Genomic DNA, 18,733 nt, shown 5'->3' with positions numbered 1-18,733 from the left:
TCTGCTAGATGTGATCAAACACGCTGACTTGATCCAAATTGTTGAATTTTCATCTTGACAGCTTGTTTAATGGCTTCTGTACCAGGTGTTAAAATTGTTTGTGGATCATTGGTTGCTTTGTTTTTAGTTAGTTGAGCTCGGACAGCTTGATTCCAAGCTTCCAAGCATTCAGTGTTGACATTGATTTTTGCATGACCAAGTGAGATAGCCCTTTGAATCTGATCAACAGGAATGCCTGAACCGCCGTGTAAGACAAGCGGAACGTCTGTGAGTTCAGCTATTTGCTTCATCTCATCAAATCCTAGCTTCGGTTCTCCTTGATAAGGGCCATGCACTGAACCGAGTGCTGCGGCCAAGGCATCAATTCCTGTTTCTCTAACAAGTCGCACACATTCGTATGGATCAGCATAGATGATATTTCCTATCAAGCCATCTTCCATTCCTCCAACAGAGCCAACTTCAGCTTCGACAGATACACCTCTTTTAGAGGCATAATGAACAACTTCTTTTGTCATGGCAATATTTTGTGAAAGAGGATAGGAAGAGCCGTCTATCATGACTGAGCTAAATCCTGCATCAATGGCAGCTTTGCACCGAGAGACAGTCATGCCATGATCTAAATGTAAAGAAACTGGGACACTGATCTCCAAATCTCTCATTAACCCTTCAACCATGCCTACAATCGTGTGAAAGCCGCCCAAATAATCAATGAGCCGGTCAGATGCTGCTAAAATGATAGGAGATCGCTCCTCTTTTGCCGCAAGTAAGATGGCTTTCACCCATTGCAAACCATTGATATTCATTTGTCCTACTGCATATTGTTTTTGTTTTGCTTCATGCAGTATGCTTTTCATTGAAATGAGCTTTGAATCTATTACGGTCATCTATTGAACACTCCTTACTGTTGAAACTCCATTTTCACAAATTGGTTCGACACCATCTTTGTTTTCATCCCTTTTATTTAAGACAGTGTTTGATGATCTGTTGTGATGTCAATTGATGTTTGATCGTGCTTACGGAAATTCATTTCTAGTTCTTCAAGTGTCAGCCCTTTTGTTTCCGGTAAGCACTTCACCACAAACAAAATAGACAGGACTCCGAAAGCGACAAAAACGAAGAAAGTCATCGAAAGGCCGATCTGAGCAAGTAATATTGGGAACGTCAAACCAATTAAAAAGTTCACCATCCATAGACAAAATACACTTACCCCCATACCAAGCCCCCGCAGTCGAAGAGGAAAAATTTCTGACAGCATGAGCCAAGTGACAGGAGAGATGGCGCCTTGCTGGAATGCAAGAAATGTAATCGTCAAAAATAAAATCAAATATGGAAGAAAGGCTGTTCCTGCAAAAAGATTAGAGCAAATGCCGATAAACAGTAATGTGAAGGTTGTTCCAATCAAGCCTGAAATTAACATAGGGCGACGTCCTATTTTGCCAAGCAGCCAAATTCCAACAAATGTAGCAAGGACAGAGATAACACCATTCCCGATATTCCCAATTAGAGCTGCCTTCGTTTCGAAACCTGCATCTTTTAAAATTTCTGTTCCGTAATACATGATGGAATTAACTCCTGTGAACTGCTGTACAACCGCAATTCCTATGCCGATAAACACAAGCCGCCTAATCCAAGGCGTGGATAAATCTTTTAAAGTCGCTTTATCTAAATTCACTTCTTCCCTGTAAGCGTTCTCTATTTCGAGCAACTCTGTTTTCGCCGCTCCTTTTGAGCGAATGCGGTGAAGTACTTGAAGTGCTTCTTTGTTTTTCCCCTTTGTTACAAGCCACCTTGGGCTCTCTGGCACTTTTAGCATACCGAAGAATAAAATAATGGCTGGAATCGCCGCAATTGGTAGCATGATGCGCCATACATACGGGTTCTCTCCAAATAAATTTCCAATCAATGCATTACAGGTAAAAGCAAGTAATTGACCGGATACGATCATCAGTTCATTTTGTGTGACGATTCTTCCGCGATTTTCTGCTGGAGAGATTTCAGCTAAAAAGGCTGGAACTATGACTGAAGCTCCTCCAACTGCAAGCCCTAATAAGAATCGGAATAAGACCATTACTTCAGCGTTTGGTGATACAGTACATCCTAATGTAGAAAAAAAGAATAGAGCGGCTAAGTAAAAAATAGTTTTACGGCGTCCGAACCTGTCTGATAAACGTCCGCATATGACTGCACCTAATGCTGCACCTAATAATAATGCACTTGTTACAATCCCTTGCATCACTGCTGTTAAATTTAACTGATTCGGTAAAGACATGTAAGGTAATGCACCATTTAATACACCAGTGTCATAACCAAAAAGAAGTCCTCCAAAGGTCGAAATTAGGATAATAGATCTTAAATTGGTTTGTTGACTTTTGTTCATGGTCTTTTCTCCTGTTCTCTTTAAGAATGAATAGCCAAGTTTTCATCAATATACTGACGAGCCTTTAATGCATATTCTAAAGGATGGGCAATCGCAGGATTCTGTTCAGCTTCAATGACGATCCACCCTTTATAGCCATGACTGATTAACAAACGGTATACTTTATTAAAATCGATACAGCCATCCCCAGGTACTGTAAACAGTCCATTTAAGAAAGATTCAGAAAAAGACAATTCTTTTTGACGACAGCTTTCCATCACTTCTTTTCTCACATCTTTAAAATGCACGTGCTGGATACGGTCGATATGCAGCTTGAGCAAGGATAAATAATCGCCATCTGATACGTAAATATGTCCAGTATCATATAGAAGGTGAACATACCGAGGGTCTGTTCCAGCTAAAAGACGTGTGACATCTGATAAGGTTTGTACCCCTGTTCCGAGATGATGATGATAGACTAGTTTGAGATGATAACTGTTTGCTATTTGACCTAATTCATTGAGACCTTCTAAAAGAAGAGCCCATTCCTCACCTGTGAAAGATGGCTGATGCTGATAGATGTTGATGTTTTCTTTTTGAATGGAATACGTTTGCTCTGAGACAACAGCTACACTAGCATGAATGTCTTGCAAGTACTGACAATGCTTTTTGAATGCTTGTACTGAAGCCGCTAAACCATCTCGGATCATATAACTGCTAAACCATTTTCCAGCTATTTTTAAATTGCGAAGTTTTAGTTCTTTATTCAAGACAGCTGGTTCTGGAAAGAAACCACCTGCTTCAGTTCCTTCAAAGCCAGCGACACAAATATCACTTAATAAATGAGATAGTGTGTTTTCGGCGCCAAGTGCTGGGATGTCATCGTTCCTCCATCCAATAGGCGCGATGCCCCATAAAATTTCTTCTTTAGACACGTTGTTTGTCACCATCCTTTTATTCATCATCTTTATTCTCATCAAACTTTATCACGAGTTAACCAATATAGTGATAATTAATTGGGTAACTTGTGGTTAAGTTTGAGGTAATCATAATATTAAAAGCGCTTTCAGTCAATTATTTTTCTGAATTTTTTCTATTTATTTGTGATTTTTTGTATAAAAAAACCTGATGGCATTTGCACATCAGGTCTTGTTCCTTATTCATTTATTATAGATTTGACTTAATTTTAATGATAGATTCACCGTAATGCTTCATGGATTCTTTTAGTTCTTCAATAAACTTTTTCACATATGTTTTCATAATGAATGACTCCTTCGTTTTTCGGATTCTTTCATTATGAAGACAGTGTGTTTTATTTGCAAAACAGATGAAAGCGTCAACAAACTTTCAATTCATCCATTTGGCTCTTTTTCCTGTGATTTTCACCCACTCCTATTTTTTAAAAAAAGATTGATTGGCATGATTAATTTGATGACGGTGATGAAGCGCTATACTGTGTAGCCCCTTTGTAGGCTGGCAGTCTATCCCCATGCGCTTCAATGAGGTCGTCGCAAAGATTCACGATGTCATCAATTGATAATTCAGCGCTTGTGTGTGGATCCAGTAGAGCTGCTTGATAAATGTGTTCTTTTTTACCGCTGATCGCTGCTTCAATCGTCATCAGCTGTGAGCTGATATTCGTTCGGTTGAGTCCTGCCAATTGTTCAGGTATTTCTCCGACATAACATGGCATGATGCCGCTTCGATCTGCCACACACGGTACTTCTACACAGGCTTTTTCAGGCAGGTTGTCAATGAGCCCGCCAGTGTTCAGAACATTTCCGCCAAATTTAAAGGGAACGTTCGTTTCAATCGCTTCAATGATCCGGGAACCATATTCTTTTGAGCGGGTATGTGTGATCTGTGTGTTTCCCACAAGGTCATGCTTCATTGTATTCCAATTGTTGATTTGTTCCTCGCAGCGTCTCGGGTATTCATCGAGAGGAATGTTAAACTGACCGATTAGTTCAGGGTACCGTGATTTGATGAAATATGGATGGTATTCGGCATTGTGCTCTGAGGATTCTGTGACATAGTAGCCGAATTTATCCATCAGTTCAAAACGAACCATATCATGATGCCTCGATTGCTGCTTTTCTTTTGCTCGTCTTTTGATTTCTGGATACAAGTCTTTTCCGTCCCGTTTTACCTCTAATAACCATGCCATATGGTTAATGCCGGCGATTTTTTCTTCAATGCCTTCATGTTCCATTTCAAGAGATTCAAATAGGTCCTTTGTACACACCTGCACACTATGACAGAGACCAACCGTTTGAATCTGAGTATAGCGCAGCATCGCACCTGTCAGTGTGGCCATTGGATTCGTGTAATTTAACAATAAAGCATTTGGACAAACCTCTTCCATATCCTTTGCAAAGTCTAGCATGACAGGAATCGTTCGAAGAGAGCGGAAGATGCCGCCGATCCCTACCGTATCCGCAATCGTTTGTCTTAATCCGTATTTTTTAGGTATTTCAAAATCAATGACAGTACTTGGCCGATAGCCTCCAACTTGGATGGCATTGATGACATATTTTGCATCCTTTAAGGCTTCTTTGCGGTTGTGATAGGACTGGATGGTCACGTTTGCACCGTAATTTGCTTTTAAGTGCGACAGCATTGTTTCTGATTCTTTCAGCCGGTTGTGGTCGATATCATATAATGCGAATTCAAACCCTGCAAGGGCGGGAACAAACAGACAATCTCCTAATATATTTTTAGCAAACACGGTACTCCCTGCACCGATAAATGTAATTTTAGACATAGACGACTCTCCTTTTCACATCCATATTGGGCTAGCCTTTGACAGAGCCTTGTGAAAGCCCTGCGATAAAATATTTTTGCAAAAGTAAAAACATCGTGACCATTGGCAGCATCGCAATGAGTGCAGCTGCCCCAACGAGCTGAAGCTGATGCTGATTTTGACCAAAAAAATGGGATAAGGCGACTGTGAGTGTATGCATCTCTTTATCTTGCAAAAAGAAGATAGCAAATTGATAGTCGTTCCAAATATACACGCAGGCAATGATTAATACAGAGGCGGTAATGGGCTTCAAAAGCGGAAAAACGACTGTGAAAAAAACTCTGAGTGTCCCTGCTCCATCAATACGGGCAGCTTCTTCAAGCTCCTTTGGAATTGTCGACCGGATAAAGCCTGCGTATAAGAAAATTGTCAGCGGCAAAAAAGCAGCCACATTATTTAAAATAGCAATTTGATAGGTATTCATCATCCCGATTTGAACGACCATTTTATAGAGCGGGACAAGGGCTGTAAGCGGTGGAATGACCATAATGGCAATAAATAAAACATAGACTGCTTTATTCAGCTTTGTGTTCCTTCTTGCAAGCGGATAGGCTGCAAGAGATCCAAAGATAATGAGCAATACAGCGGAACTGAACGTAATGATCACTGTATTCAAAAAGGACTGGCCAAGCTGAGCCTCTGTCCATGCTGTGCGGAAGTTTTCAAGATGCAGCGCTTTTGGAAACAGCCATTTTGAACTAAAATCTCCTATCCCCTTTAATGATGTCGTCACCAAAATATAAAATGGAATGAGGTGCAGCAATGTGATCAATAGTGCGAGGACGGAGTACCATCTTTTCTTGCGTTTATAGGCGTTATCCATCACACCTCGGTCTCCTTTCGTTTGAAATAAATCAGCGCTGCGACACTAATGACAAGGATGATGACCGCCATGAACACCCCTTGCGTCGCTGCATAGCCTGCATCCTGACGTTTGAAATACAGATCATACATAAAGGTCGACATGGATTGCGAGGAATCTCCAGGTCCGCCGCCCGTGAGTGCCACAATGACATCAAAGAGCTTGAGCCCGCCAATGACATTCAGCACAACATTAATGGTGATCGACGGCATAAGCAGCGGCAATGTAATCCGCCTGAATTGCTGGAAGCTCGATGCGCCGTCTAATTGAGCCGCTTCATAATAATCCTTTGGAATACTTTGAAGTCCTGCTAAATAAATGATCATCGCAATCCCCACGAATTGATATGTGTTGACAAGCACAATGATCCATGTGTTTAATTCTGGGTTGCCGAGCGCATTTATTTGATCAAATCCAAAAAGCGTCACCACATCATTTAAGGCACCGCCTTGGTAAGCAAACACAAAATACCAAATATAGCCCATCGCAATCGGGCTGATCATGACAGGTAAATAGATGACCGTTCTTGTGATGGCTTTCATCTTTAAGCTTTGATTTAATAAAAGAGCATATCCAAGTCCGATGATATTTTGCAAGATGGTGCTCCCAATTCCATAGAGAAGCGTGTTTTTGACAACAAGCCATGTCGCTTGATCCTGAAGCAGCCTTTGATATTGCTCAAGACCAATCCATTGATAAGTTTGTGAGAAACCGTTCCAATTCGTAAAAGAAAGCTGAATGCCGTTCAAAAAAGGATAAATGATAAAGGTACTGACGACGAGAACAGCTGGCATGTACATCCACCAAAGTGATGAATTCTGGCGTTTTTGCCTCTTTTCTTTTGGTAAAGAGGTGAATGCGGCTGGCTGCTTTGCTTTTGTGATGTCATTCATTGGCTTCACTCCTGTTTCAGCATCCATCAGCTATTGTTTTTCAGACGCTTATATTCCTCTTCCATTTTCTTTGATAACTGTTCTGGTGTGATCGAGCCTGCTAATAATTCTTGACCCGTTGTTGCCATGACCGCCCACATTCCGCTTGGTAAGTATTTTCGATCGAAATACGGTTCAATCTTTACCTGTTCGTATTGATCGTAAAATGTAGAGTAATAGTTTTTCGCTTTCACTCGTTTTAGAGCTGTTTCAGAGGATGTGCCCTCTGCGATTTTTTTTGCGTTTTCAGGTTTTGCTAAAAAATCGATGAATTGTTTTGCTTCTTTTAGATGCTTAGAGTCTTTCCAAGCAGCAACAGTAAAACGTTCTCCGCCAATCCAGCTTTGTTCATCTCCTTCATGAATGGCTGGAACAGGCATCGTGCCTACTTTGATCGATGAATTCAGCTCTGTTGCTTCAGGTCCTAAGGATCCTCCGACAAAGGTGAAGGCGATTTTGTTTTGTGCCATGAGTTCGGGCGCTTGAGAGAGTTTCGCTGTCAGGACATCCTTGTTTAAAAGGTCTTGATCCTTCAGATCTTTCATGAATTGTGCAAGCGGTGTATAGAGAGACCAATCAAATGATCCGTTTTCAAGTTTCTTTCCGTATTGATGCTTTTGATCGGTGATTAATAAAGGCGTCGCCAGCTCATCAAAGACTTGGGCTATATTTGAGTTATCTCCTCCTGGTATCCAGAGCGGCACAACATCTCCTTTGCTCTTTTCTTTCACTGTCAGCAAAGCAGATTTTAATTCATCAAGTGTTCTAGGCACTTCTATGCCATATTCCTTTAATAGATTGGCATTAAAGCTAAGCCCGTCTTTTGCTTGATTCAACGGATAAGCGTACACTTTCCCATCTTGGTCTTTTAAAATCTGGTCGAGTGAAGGATCAAGCTGTTTGACCCAATCCATCTCTTTTAAATCAGCCACATACTCGCTATAGCGCAGTTTGGCCCAGCCATGTGTATCAAACAGGTCTGGCATATCGTTTGCTCCCATTTTGACGCGGATCATATCTTCATAGCTGTTGCCTGGGAAATTAGCATCGATTCGAATCTGCTCATGCTCCTTCTCAAACTCGCGAATGACTTCTTCAAACGCTTTTCTTTCCCCGCTGTTGCTCATCGTTGAAAATAGCGTCAAGGTGACCTTTCCATTTGCTTCAGATGAGCTGTTATTACCGCAAGCAGACAAAATCATGGTCAAGAACATGGCTGCAGTCAGCAGCATGATTTTTTTATTCATGGTTTCCTCCTTTTAATCACTGAAAATTCAGACGATAATCGGTAGAATTCATGCAGTTGCGGAAACAAAGGAAGTCCATTATACTGGAATTCTATTCTTTTCTAAGAGATAAGAGAGCATACCGGCAGGCTGCCTTGTTCTTAGCATGATCTGGCCATCATGCTAAGCAGCTTGCTTTCTGCTTTTTTGTCTCTTTTTTGTGTGCTGAAATCGATGGTTCACCCCCTTTCATGGATGAGACATGTACTGCCTCGCTCGATGAGTGTTGTTGGCACGACGACTTTTAGAGGAAGTTTTCTTCCGTTTATTCTCTCAAGCAAAAGTTTCAAACCGACTTCCCCCATTTCTTCTGTATATACTTTGACGGTCGTAAGCGGTGGGCTTGAAAATGACGCGGCTTCAATGTCATTAAACCCAACAATGGATACATCTGAAGGTACGTGTAGACCGGCTTCATGCAGAGCGCGCATTGCGCCGATTGCCATAGAGTCACTTCCAATGAAAAAGGCTTGCGGCAGTTTTCCCTTTTTGATCGCTTGCTGCATAAGCGTATAGCCTTCTTGCATGGAGTATTCACCAATGTGGATGTCTTCCATATGAAGAGCGCCCGCCTCCTGCATTCTTTTCATAAACGTCGTTTGTCTTTCGTCCTCAATCACAGCATTACCTTCAAAATAATGCTCCCGCTCTTTCCCGCCAATATAGCCTAGATGTGTATAACCGAGAGATTGCAGATGACGAATGGCGCGATCTGCCGCTCTGACAAAATCCACATGTACACAATCATACAAATCTTCATCCGCATAATGATTGATAAAAACAATGTGTTCCATTCGATTTGTCATTTTTTCAACCGTATCCGGGCTGATTCGTCCAATGACGATCAAGCCGTCAATATCCTTTAGCATCGCCCCTTTATCCATGCTTCTTAGGCGAAAGGTATGGAGAGTGGACAAGCCTTGTTTGGCATATTCTTTTTCAATTCCTTTTCGAATCGATGAAAAAAAGGGATCATTTAATTCTTCGTCAATGGATTGAGCGACAACGACACCGATGACTGGGGATTCAGATGGGCTTTTTTCTTCTGCTTGATCGGCTTTTCTTGCTCTCACTGGGGTATAGTTTAACTTCTTCGCAATGTCGAGGATGTTTTGTCTTGTTGCGTGTGAAACGGCAAGCGTTTGATCGCCATTTAACACACGGGATACAGTGGAAACGGACACTTTTGCATCATGAGCAATATCTTTGAGTGTGGTCATAGGCAAACTCCTCATCGTTATTTGACTAAATATTTACTAAAGATATTTGAAGGATAACATATAAATAAAGCGCTTTCAATTATGAATTTTTAATTTTTATGTTGTTTTTGGGTAAGTTTTGGTGAATGAATTATGTTTTAGTAAAATTTGCGTAAAAAAGAGGATGGTTTTCATCCTCTCTTTTACTAACGTAATTCGATTGAGGCTGTTTCTTTTGCAAATATTTGCTTCATTCTTTCCCAAGCAGTGTCGAGTTCTTTATGAAGTCCAAATAAACCTGAGGTGCCGATGATGTAAATCTCATTTCCAGCCTCAGCAAGCAGCCGGAACGTGCTCTCATTACAAGAGCCGTCTACTTCAATTGAAAACGAGTATCCTCCGTGTTTTTTGATATCTCTCACCTGTTTAATTTTTTGAAGCATTTCTTTAATAAAAGGCTGCCCGGCAAAGCCTGGATCGATTGTCATGATCGTCACTCTGTCTATTAAATGAATAAAGGAATCTAATGCTGCAACTGGTGTGGCGGGATTTAGAACAAAGCCAACATCACATTTTCTTTGGTGAATATGCCGGATGATTCGAAAGGCATCTTTTTGCACGACTTCTGGGTGTAAACAAATCATCGTTGCGCCTGCATCAATACATGCATCGATTAAAAATTCCTGCGGATGTTCGGCCATTAGATGAACATCAATCGGTAAATTTGTCAGTTTCCGAAGCTGTTCAATGAAAAAGGGTGATAACGTCATATTCTTCACATAATGCCCATCCATCACGTCGACATGGTACCGGTCTGCTCTCGTGTTGAGAAGATGAATTTGTTCACGGAAGTGCGTTAGATCCATGCACATCAGTGAAGGTGAAAAAACGGCTGTCATTCTCAGGCTCCTCCTTTTTACAGCTGAAATAAAAACTTAATCAATCCAATCAAGATTCCGATGATACCAAAGTCTGTATCTCCAAACGTTGTCCCTTCAAAGCCAAGGGCTCCTAACACAGGTAATAAACAGGCAGGTAAAAAGGAAAGAAGCAATCCATTTACAAAGGCCCCAGCGACAGCACCTCTAACCCCTCCTGTTGCATTGCCATACACCCCTGCTGTAGCACCGCAAAAAAAGTGCGGGACAAGTCCAGGGACAATGACAGTTAAACCAAACAAAGGTAAAAGAAAAATGGATACGATGCCTCCTGCAAAGCTGCATAAAAAACCGATAATGACCGCATTTGGCGCAAATGGAAAAACGGTTGGCGCATCAAGTGCCGGCTTTGCCCCCTTCACGAATCGATCGGCAATCCCTTTAAACGCAGGCACGATCTCGCCAATGGCCATCCGTACCCCTGCTAAAATAATGTACACACCAGCAGCAAACGTAATCGCCTGAATGAGAATGAAGACAGCGAAGTTCGTGCCCCCGCTAATTTTTTCAATAAAAGGAATTCCTGCAAACGGTGCAATCGCAAAGAACAGCAAAGCCATCGTAATCGAAATGGCAACAGATGTATCTCTTAGAAAACCGAGTGATTTAGGGACTTGAATGGTTTCCGTTGATTTTTCAGGAGAACCAACCCATTTACCAATCATTCCCGCAGTAAAATAACCGAAAGTACTGAAGTGTCCGAGCGCGAGATCATTGCTTCCGGTGACTTTCCTCGTAAACGGTTGAAGGATTGCGGGTGCAATGACCATAGCTGCACCTAATATCATGGAGCCAGTGGAGATGAGCAGCCACCCGTGCATGCCGGCTGTCGAAAGAACGACGGCGAGCATCGCCGCCATATACAACGTATGATGACCAGTCAAAAAGACATATTTAAAAGGTGTAAATCTTGCAAGTAACAAATTGACCAGCATACCAAAAATCATGATAAGTGCTGTCTGTGTACCGAATTCCTTTTGAGCAATGGCGGCCATAGCATCTGTATTTGGGACAACCCCTTGAATGTGAAAGGCTGCTTCGAACATTTTTCGAAAAACCCCAAGTGAATCAGAGACGACTGTAGCGCCCGCCCCTAATATTAAGAAACCCATGGTTGTTTTCAAGGTGCCTGACACAGTGTCTGCAGCTGATTTTTTCTGCAAAAGTAAACCGGCTAGTGCAAACAAACCGATGAGAATGGCAGGTGTGCCCAATATATCGTTCATGATCAGTTCTATCATGATGTGAATCCCCCTTTTTCATGACTTAAATGTGTTGACGAAGGACGTCTTTAATGGCTTCCTGATCTAACAAATTGTTTAAGCCAGCCACATTTCTTGTGCCGTCATTCAGCTGGTCAATAATATCAGCAGCTCCGATATAAAGGTCTGCTTGTTCATTTTTACTTGTACTGAGATCGGTATGATCCACTTCAGCTTTAAGACCTAATTCTTCTAATGCTTTTTTGACATTCATTTCTACAATAAAGCTGCTTCCTAACCCGTTTCCACATACAACAAGAATTTTTTTCATTTTCTTACTCCCCCTTTATACTTGTGAAAATTGATCAATTAGTTTTTGAACCGATGCTAAATCTTCTGCTTCAATCAATTGTTTCGTGCGTTTCTCTTCACTTAACAGCATGGTCAGCTGTTTGAGTGCTTTCAAGTGGCTCATGCTGTCAATGGCAGCTAACACAATGACAAGCCGCACCTGCTTTTTTCCATCCTTTGAAAACGAAATGGGCTGTTTGAAGGACATGAGCGTCATGCTCAATTTGTTCACGCCATCCTCGGGCCTTGCATGTGGGATGGCCACTTGTGGTGCAATGACAATATAAGGACCATTTTGATGAACAGACTGTATCATGGCTTCTACATAACTTGGTTTAATAGCATTTTGATCAAGTAAAGGCTGCGCCGCTTTTGTAATCGCCTCTTGCCATGTGTCTGCTGTTTGGTGGAGCTTGATGGTTTGTTCTGTTAATAAATCATTTAACACTGGGTTCCACCCTTTCTGATAGGATACATATGTGGGATGTAGCAGCTCCCGAATGTCATGAAGCAGTGCTTGTTTATTTTGTACGATGGTATGCTGCTGAATGATGTTGAATAAAGCGTTTACATGCCCCTCTTCAATCTTCGTTTCTGAGCCTTTTCCGTATTGAAGTAATGTTTTTTTCTCATAGGCAGTTAAAATAGGATGAACGAGATGAACTGGTTTTCCTTTAAACGAAATAGGTGTTGTGGACACAACGAAATCTGCATCAACTTCTGCTAATTCTTCATATGCACGCTTTGATAAAAGTCCGCGTACTTCAATGTAGCCGATTAATTCGAGAAGCTGAGTTTTCAGCATGTTACTTGTGCCGATTCCTTCTCCGCAGACAATGTATACAGAACGCCTGACAATGGATGAAATTCCTTCTCTTCTCATCCAGCTGCCAAAATGCATGGCGAGATATGCAATTTCATGGTCACTCAACTTTGAACAGGCCGCCTTTTCTAAATGACATGCAACTTTTTGAGTGATTTCAAACACTTCTGGCTGTGCTTTTTTTATAGAATCCGTCAGTTCGTTGATCATACCAATGTGATAGATGAGCCTGTAATAGGCTGGAATTAAATGCATTGTTAAGTTTTGCTCCAATGCTTTAGGTTCTTGAAAGGAAATACAAGCATATCGCTGAAAGTCAAAGATCATTTGTCTGGCGATGGTGCGAATGAGATGTTCTTCTGGTTTTTTAATTGATGGAAGTTTTTGTTTTTTGGCACTGAGCCATAAGGTGCTAAGAAAATAGATCTCATCATCATGAACAATGAGACTGGCCTCTTTTTGAATCTGCGCCATGAAACGAATAGCAGCCAAGCATTCCTCTGTTTCCTGCAATGTTCGTTTTTCTTCGTTTGAAATGTGTACGGCATGCCCCAGCTTCATCCGCTTGAAGTAAAAAAAGAGATCCAAAGAGAGCTGATCCAGCATCTCATCTGCAAATTCAAGCTTAAGTTCTTGTTCTGACTGCTGGAGGAGATGGTGTACCCGTTTGGATGAAATAGGTCCCTTTAACCAAAACGACGGAAACGTTTTTTCGTTTTTTATCATGGTGCGAATGAAATGTATATAAGGTTTGAGTGCCAATCGAATGGCCCTTTCGTCCCCTGAAATGACATAGCCGCTTGCTGCCTGATAGCGGAGTGTGATCTCCTGCTTTGAAAGCGCTTCTTTTAGCTGTTTCATATCCTCGAGTAATGTATTTCGGCTCACCTTTGTCATCTTCATAAAATCATCTATTCTTAGGCAATGCTCGCTGCATGCAATGGTTAAAAGCAAGATAGCCCTTCGTTCCTTTACACATGGTTCATAATCGTGACCAACAAGAATGGTATCAGCTTTTTGAATAATGATTTCTTTTTCATGAGGATTTAAATAATAGCCAAGTTGGCCTTTTCGCTGCACACCACTAAGCTGATGAGTTTCCAGCCAGCTGTTCATTCGCTTGATTTCAGCGTAAACGGTTCGAGTCGAAACGTTCATTCGATTCTGTAAATCTTCTATTGATAGATAAGATGTCGTATGAAGCAGCATAGATAGTAACGTCGTGCCCCTTTTGGTTAAGTACAGTTGGAATTCCTCCTTTCTTTCCCTTTGTTATAAGTCTAATCAACTCACATGCATCAAAGAAGCCCAAATGTCTTCAGCACGTGCTGTGCAGCGATTGTGTGCTCTTTTCATAAGAAAAACACACCATTTGAGTGTGCTTTCAGGCTTGTATACAAAGGGTTTTTTGTTTTCTTTTACGTGTTTGCGAACCAATAAACGCAAAAAACCTTGAATGATATAAAGCCAGCCAAGGTTTTTTCACTTCTTATCATCTTTTATTTTTCCTATACGTGACGTTTAAAATTATTTTTTGTTTAAACTAATCCGAAATCCAAATCGTTTTCAAATGAAATACAAATACACCAATCGCCTTCTAAGGATATAAAGTAGTGGTGCTGTGGGATATCTAAAAAATAGACTAGTAACTCTTTTAAATGTTTTAATCCAAACTGGTACCCAAACTCTGTAAGGTTATCCCCTATGTAAATTACTTGTAAGTTATTATCTAAATATTTTTCTTTTAATTCAGTTATAAATAGAAGAGCATCAGAAAGTAACGATTCATGATTTGAGCTCTTACTATAATGTTTATTGGTTTGTAACCAATCTATTTTTGAACCAGCAAAATCAAATTTTTGTTCTATTAAATCTAAATAAATTTTTGGGTTTTTATGTACTTTGACATATTTAATAAGGTCTTTTAATTCCAAATCCTTTATTAGATCTTCATCATAAGAATTCAATAAAATTACCCCTTTTATGTTTTTTAATGCTTGTCAAAATCCATAGGAATCGCTGTTTTGTTATTTTGTTGCAATCATTTCAGTGTTCAATGCCATTGCAGCTTGCTGATCCGTCTCTGACAAAGCATCTTCATCTTTCTTCCACAGCTGAGATCTAAAGAAAATGGAAATAAGATTGGTGATTCATTGAGATTTTGTTCGAAACTTGGAGCAAGAATTTTTTGATACGACTCACGTTCATGTATCTAGTATGAGGTCTAACCAGCATTGATTATGGACAATATAAGAGTAGTCTCTCTTGTAAACTTTCCAAGATTTCTACAGGCATTTCCCGGACCTTGATATCATCGCCTAGGAAAAATAGCCAATTTGTCATTTCCGTTATTTCTTCTGAATGATTAACATCGATAAAGGTCTTTAATCTGGCTGTAGTTTGGTAAGGATTCGTATAAGAAATTGACATTTTGAAAGGATGGTATTTTTTAAACTGTGCAATTGCCTTTGGACCAAGTTCAAGGACAAGGTTGATTACTTCCTCCTGCTTACTTAGTTTTTCTAAAATCTTTTTCCTGCTTAATCGATTATTTGTAGAGCATGGTTCAACATCTGTGAGGTTGTCGACAGGCAAAATCCGTTTCTTCTCTTCCTTTACATCAAAGCCTTCAATCAGCCAAAGGCTTTTTTCACGATAAAGGTTCAAGAGGTAAATAGGATAGGACTTTATCACTTTCTCCTCTCTCATGGTAATCAGTAAATATCGATCCAAAATAAGCAGTTGGATTAATTTTTCTAACATGGGATGAGGGAGATCTGTCAAATCAAGCAGATCAGGATTATTCGGATTAGTCCCTTCAAATAGCAAAAGGCGATTTAACAGAACAAGGTCATCTTGCTGGGTTTCTGAGATGAGTCCTAGTAATTTTTCAGCTAAAGACTGGCGACTCTTTAAATAAGGGAGTTGTTGGTTTCTTGTGGCCATAAAGGCAATAAAAAGAGCTTTAATCTCATTATCGGTAAAACGAACAGTTGGCAGGACTGAATTGTTCATCACAAAATACCCCCCGTCCCTTCCGACTTCAGCGACAAGCGGCATTCCCATAGCTTCAATTTCTCTGATGTCTCTAATTGCTGTCGAACGAGAGATATGAAATTCTCTCATGATTTCAGAAATTGTAAAGTTGGCGCGGTTGTTAATATACCGCATGATGGTATTAATCCGTTCAACTTTTTTCATCTGATCCCCCTAAACAGTATCATTTTTTGACATGGTTTAAGCCTATTATATATTTATCAAGTGAAAAGAAAAAACATTTGATCAATTTTTCAAAAGGAAGTGTTGAATATGGCAGATTATATACTAGAACAAAAAGACAGCTTTCACGTGTTAGGTATTGGAACTGAACTTAAGAGTCATTACACAGACTATGCGGGCATCACGAAGGAAAAAGCAGACTTTTGGCAAGCCGTCACACAAGAAGGTAAGTTTGACCCCTTAAAAGCCATTGCCTCAAATGACTATATTTTTATCGTAAACGAAGCGGTAAATAACAAGCTGATGCATTATGTCGGGGTCATGACAGAGGAATCGTTACCAGAAGCGGACAGAGTGATTCAATTTCCTAAAGGGGAATATCTAATCGTTAAAGGGGAAGCTAAAACCGCTGATGAATTGCATCAAACGCTTACTGGTATTGCATTTGGTCAAGTCTTGCCTGAAGCAAAGAATTTCGCTTATGTTGGTGGACCAAATGCAGTGGTAGAGATGGGGCAGCGAAACGACTTATTACTTGGTGAGATGTGGATTCCTGTTGTACGAAAATAAGAAGGATATGGAGGGATAGAAATGGCCTATATCGTTGATTTTAAACATGTGTCTACGATTGGTTTAGAGTCTTCACCTGTAGCAGAAGCACTTGCTGGCTTACGTGCTAATGAGGCTCGTTACTTTATGAACAAATATAAGCATGAATTTACAGTATTACCTGCCAGCGAAAGTCAGGATACCCTTGATTATGTGAACCGAGTGTTAAAAGAAGAACGTGAACTAGAGTTTGCAGCCAAACCTTTAGAAACGGCAAGTTTTCAAGTGGAAAATATCAAATGGACTTACGTCTTTTATGAGGATGGTCTTGCAATTAACGTCCTGTATACAGTGGATGACCCGAAAAAACGTGCTGTTGGTTTTAAGCTTTCTGAAGGTATGGAAGTACCAAAGGAATTAGAAGGGAAATTTAAATTTGCTAGGCAGAAGTCTAAACTTGCTGGAACGATTCGTGGGTCATTTTTTAAAATTAAAGGGGAATATTGAACCCGAATTTGTGAATCTGATTGAACAAATAAATTAAAATTATTTCCCCCTTCTAAACAGAGCAGCATTCTCTATGCATTATTAGAGGATGTTTTTCTGTTTATTGTATCCACTTCATTTTCTTATGAAGAAGTTCGCCGTTAAAATGGCTTGGCGATTAGTCTTTTATATAAATGTCCTGCTATTTCACTGTTTGACATTTATACTTTTTTCAGATCTATATTCAAAGAAAATGATGTGAAGTATCCCTCATTCAAAAAATACTCACCATAAAAGCTGTGAGTGCCTAGTTTTGCTTGTCTCTATAAACGATGATCCACACAGGAAAAAAGATCCCCATTCTCCTTTTGGTCGGTTTTTTCTCGGATAGGAGTCCAGAGACCAAAAACCTTGAAAGGCATTAGCCCATCAAGGTTCTATATAATCTATAAATTCTGTAAATCATCTCCACCGCCAGCTAATTTCCCTATCAGGATAAACTGCAGGTATATATATCCCCCTTCTTTTATTTTCATCATCAATAATGTACCAATTGTTATCCTCTAACCATTCTTCATTAAAATTTGTTTCTACAAAATCATTTTCTTCATCAACAAGTGCTGCGAAAAAATCATTAAATTTGTCTATATTATTTGAAGGGGTAATCTCACCATTAACCCACATACCATCAACATTTATATCGCGTATATCTCCTAAAAACTCGTTTAGAAAGTATAATTTCACAATTCTCACTCCTTAGGTGAAACCTTAATATATTGGCTTGGAACTTCCCCTTTAATCAAATACTCATTATCCCTTTTAGTCCAATTAATCGCTCTTTTCTTCCAAAAATCAGAACAAGTAACATCTCTTTCAATCAACTTTTGAATTTGTTTTGGAGAAAGTATAACAACACCTTTTAGCTTTCCAGACTGTATATCTTTCCTTAAAGCTGATATGTTTAGTTCAATTGCATTTTCTCCATAATTTCCAATAACATTTTTGTTATTTGTAAAACTAGTATAAGGGCTATTAGATTTAGCTCCTTTTCTATAACCTCCAAGTATATGCTCTGTAACAGTCACTTCTCGTCCTTTATATAAACCTTCTTTACTAGCTGGTACTAAATCACCTGAACTTGATATATGAGGTTTACCAATTCCATTTGGTCTAGTTGGAGAGTGTAGTAAACTATCCCCTCTATATAAATTACTTTTGTTTGTTAAAGAAGCATCATCTATACCCCTAATCCCCATCTTCCCATGAAACCTCTTCGACCCGATCGGCAAAAGCATCCCCAGAGCCGCGTTCATACTCGCTTCCTGCTGTTCTTTAGAAATTTTATTTCCAAACATGTCTCGGCCTGTGATCGCTTCGCTGAAGCCGTTGGTCGCGGTGAGGCCATATAAGCCTTTTTGAGATGTTTTTAAGGCGTCAAAGGATTTTTGTGATGTCTTGTAAATGTCGACTGCCCTGACTGCAGCTGATGTGGCTTGGGTGGTTTTATAAACAGCTTTCCCGCCTTTGAAAATGCGTCCTGCCCAGCCGACGATAGGGATGTAGCCGGCTGCAGCCATTCCTCCTGCAGCGACTCGCTGGCCTGCGGTGAGTTCCTCCCCTGTGATTGGATCGACGCCTGTTGCGGCACGTTTTGCATCGTTCACGCCAGTCAGTTCATTCACGATGTTTCCACCATAATCGAGGGCTTTTTCATACCAAGGGCGGTT

At 40.3% G+C, this 18,733-nt stretch carries 18 protein-coding genes; 2 read left to right on the top strand and 16 right to left on the bottom strand.

Features of this window, described 5'->3' with window-relative positions; genetic code table 11:
- Positions 1–14: 14 nt before the first annotated feature.
- The 14 genes from fba to EV579_RS00025 all read right to left on the bottom strand — a co-directional run bounded on the left by fba (position 15) and on the right by EV579_RS00025 (position 15,953).
- Entirely contained in the window at positions 15–884 is an 870-nt protein-coding gene (gene fba, locus EV579_RS00090; protein WP_044334547.1) for a class II fructose-1,6-bisphosphate aldolase, read from the bottom strand.
- A gap of 77 nt (positions 885–961) precedes the next feature.
- The gene (locus EV579_RS00085) at positions 962–2,377 is read right to left on the bottom strand and encodes a sugar porter family MFS transporter (protein ID WP_122631322.1); all 1,416 of its coding nucleotides are present in this window, start codon (positions 2,375–2,377) and stop codon (positions 962–964) included.
- Positions 2,378–2,397: 20 nt separating this feature from the next.
- Positions 2,398–3,291, bottom strand: coding sequence for a myo-inosose-2 dehydratase (gene iolE / locus EV579_RS00080; protein WP_122631421.1), 894 nt, complete (start codon positions 3,289–3,291; stop codon positions 2,398–2,400).
- A 488-nt stretch (positions 3,292–3,779) separates the two neighbouring features.
- Positions 3,780–5,120: an alpha-glucosidase/alpha-galactosidase gene (melA, locus tag EV579_RS00075; protein ID WP_025093200.1), complete on the bottom strand. Its 1,341-nt coding sequence runs from the start codon at positions 5,118–5,120 to the stop codon at positions 3,780–3,782.
- Positions 5,121–5,151: 31 nt separating this feature from the next.
- Positions 5,152–5,982: a carbohydrate ABC transporter permease gene (locus EV579_RS00070; protein ID WP_024425187.1), complete on the bottom strand. Its 831-nt coding sequence runs from the start codon at positions 5,980–5,982 to the stop codon at positions 5,152–5,154.
- Positions 5,982–6,914 carry a carbohydrate ABC transporter permease gene (locus tag EV579_RS00065; RefSeq protein WP_133743748.1) on the bottom strand — a complete coding sequence of 311 codons (933 nt, stop codon included), beginning with the start codon at positions 6,912–6,914 and terminating at the stop codon, positions 5,982–5,984. Before EV579_RS00065 ends, EV579_RS00070 begins: the two co-directional genes overlap by 1 nt.
- Positions 6,915–6,940: 26 nt before the next feature.
- Positions 6,941–8,200 (bottom strand): ABC transporter substrate-binding protein, encoded by a 1,260-nt coding sequence (locus EV579_RS00060; RefSeq protein ID WP_073205823.1) that lies wholly within the window; start codon positions 8,198–8,200, stop codon positions 6,941–6,943.
- Positions 8,201–8,418: 218 nt separating this feature from the next.
- A complete protein-coding gene (locus EV579_RS00055; RefSeq protein ID WP_025093198.1) occupies positions 8,419–9,459 on the bottom strand; it encodes a LacI family DNA-binding transcriptional regulator in 1,041 nt (346 codons plus the stop codon).
- 185 nt (positions 9,460–9,644) lie between these two features.
- A complete protein-coding gene (gene alsE, locus EV579_RS00050) occupies positions 9,645–10,337 on the bottom strand; it encodes a D-allulose 6-phosphate 3-epimerase (RefSeq protein WP_073205828.1) in 693 nt (230 codons plus the stop codon).
- Positions 10,338–10,354: 17 nt separating this feature from the next.
- Positions 10,355–11,617, bottom strand: a complete 1,263-nt coding sequence (locus EV579_RS00045; RefSeq protein ID WP_044334557.1) for a PTS ascorbate transporter subunit IIC — start codon at positions 11,615–11,617, stop codon at positions 10,355–10,357.
- A 25-nt stretch (positions 11,618–11,642) separates the two neighbouring features.
- Positions 11,643–11,909: a PTS sugar transporter subunit IIB gene (locus tag EV579_RS00040; RefSeq protein WP_024425192.1), complete on the bottom strand. Its 267-nt coding sequence runs from the start codon at positions 11,907–11,909 to the stop codon at positions 11,643–11,645.
- Positions 11,910–11,924: 15 nt separating this feature from the next.
- Positions 11,925–13,997, bottom strand: coding sequence for a BglG family transcription antiterminator (locus tag EV579_RS00035; RefSeq protein WP_133743747.1), 2,073 nt, complete (start codon positions 13,995–13,997; stop codon positions 11,925–11,927).
- A gap of 293 nt (positions 13,998–14,290) precedes the next feature.
- The gene (locus EV579_RS00030) at positions 14,291–14,719 is read right to left on the bottom strand and encodes a rhs-associated protein (RefSeq protein WP_133743746.1); all 429 of its coding nucleotides are present in this window, start codon (positions 14,717–14,719) and stop codon (positions 14,291–14,293) included.
- Between the two features lie 271 nt (positions 14,720–14,990).
- Positions 14,991–15,953, bottom strand: a complete 963-nt coding sequence (locus EV579_RS00025; protein ID WP_133743745.1) for a helix-turn-helix transcriptional regulator — start codon at positions 15,951–15,953, stop codon at positions 14,991–14,993.
- A 108-nt stretch (positions 15,954–16,061) separates the two neighbouring features.
- Here EV579_RS00025 and EV579_RS00020 point away from each other — a divergent pair, with 108 nt between their 5' ends.
- Positions 16,062–16,541 (top strand): GyrI-like domain-containing protein, encoded by a 480-nt coding sequence (locus EV579_RS00020; RefSeq protein ID WP_133743744.1) that lies wholly within the window; start codon positions 16,062–16,064, stop codon positions 16,539–16,541.
- Positions 16,542–16,562: 21 nt separating this feature from the next.
- Positions 16,563–17,027, top strand: a complete 465-nt coding sequence (locus EV579_RS00015; RefSeq protein WP_133743743.1) for a phage tail protein — start codon at positions 16,563–16,565, stop codon at positions 17,025–17,027.
- Positions 17,028–17,468: 441 nt separating this feature from the next.
- Here EV579_RS00015 and EV579_RS00010 read toward each other — a convergent pair whose 3' ends face one another.
- Positions 17,469–17,750 carry a hypothetical protein gene (locus tag EV579_RS00010; RefSeq protein WP_166644672.1) on the bottom strand — a complete coding sequence of 94 codons (282 nt, stop codon included), beginning with the start codon at positions 17,748–17,750 and terminating at the stop codon, positions 17,469–17,471.
- A 5-nt stretch (positions 17,751–17,755) separates the two neighbouring features.
- On the bottom strand, positions 17,756–18,733 hold a 978-nt coding region (locus tag EV579_RS00005), incomplete at its 5' end, for a pre-toxin TG domain-containing protein (protein WP_243837370.1).

This window comes from Bacillus sp. BK450 (genome assembly GCF_004364885.1).
Lineage (GTDB): Bacteria > Bacillota > Bacilli > Bacillales > Bacillaceae > Bacillus > Bacillus safensis.
Note: the sequence above shows the minus strand (reverse complement) of the source record. Positions and strands in the feature narration are given on the sequence as shown.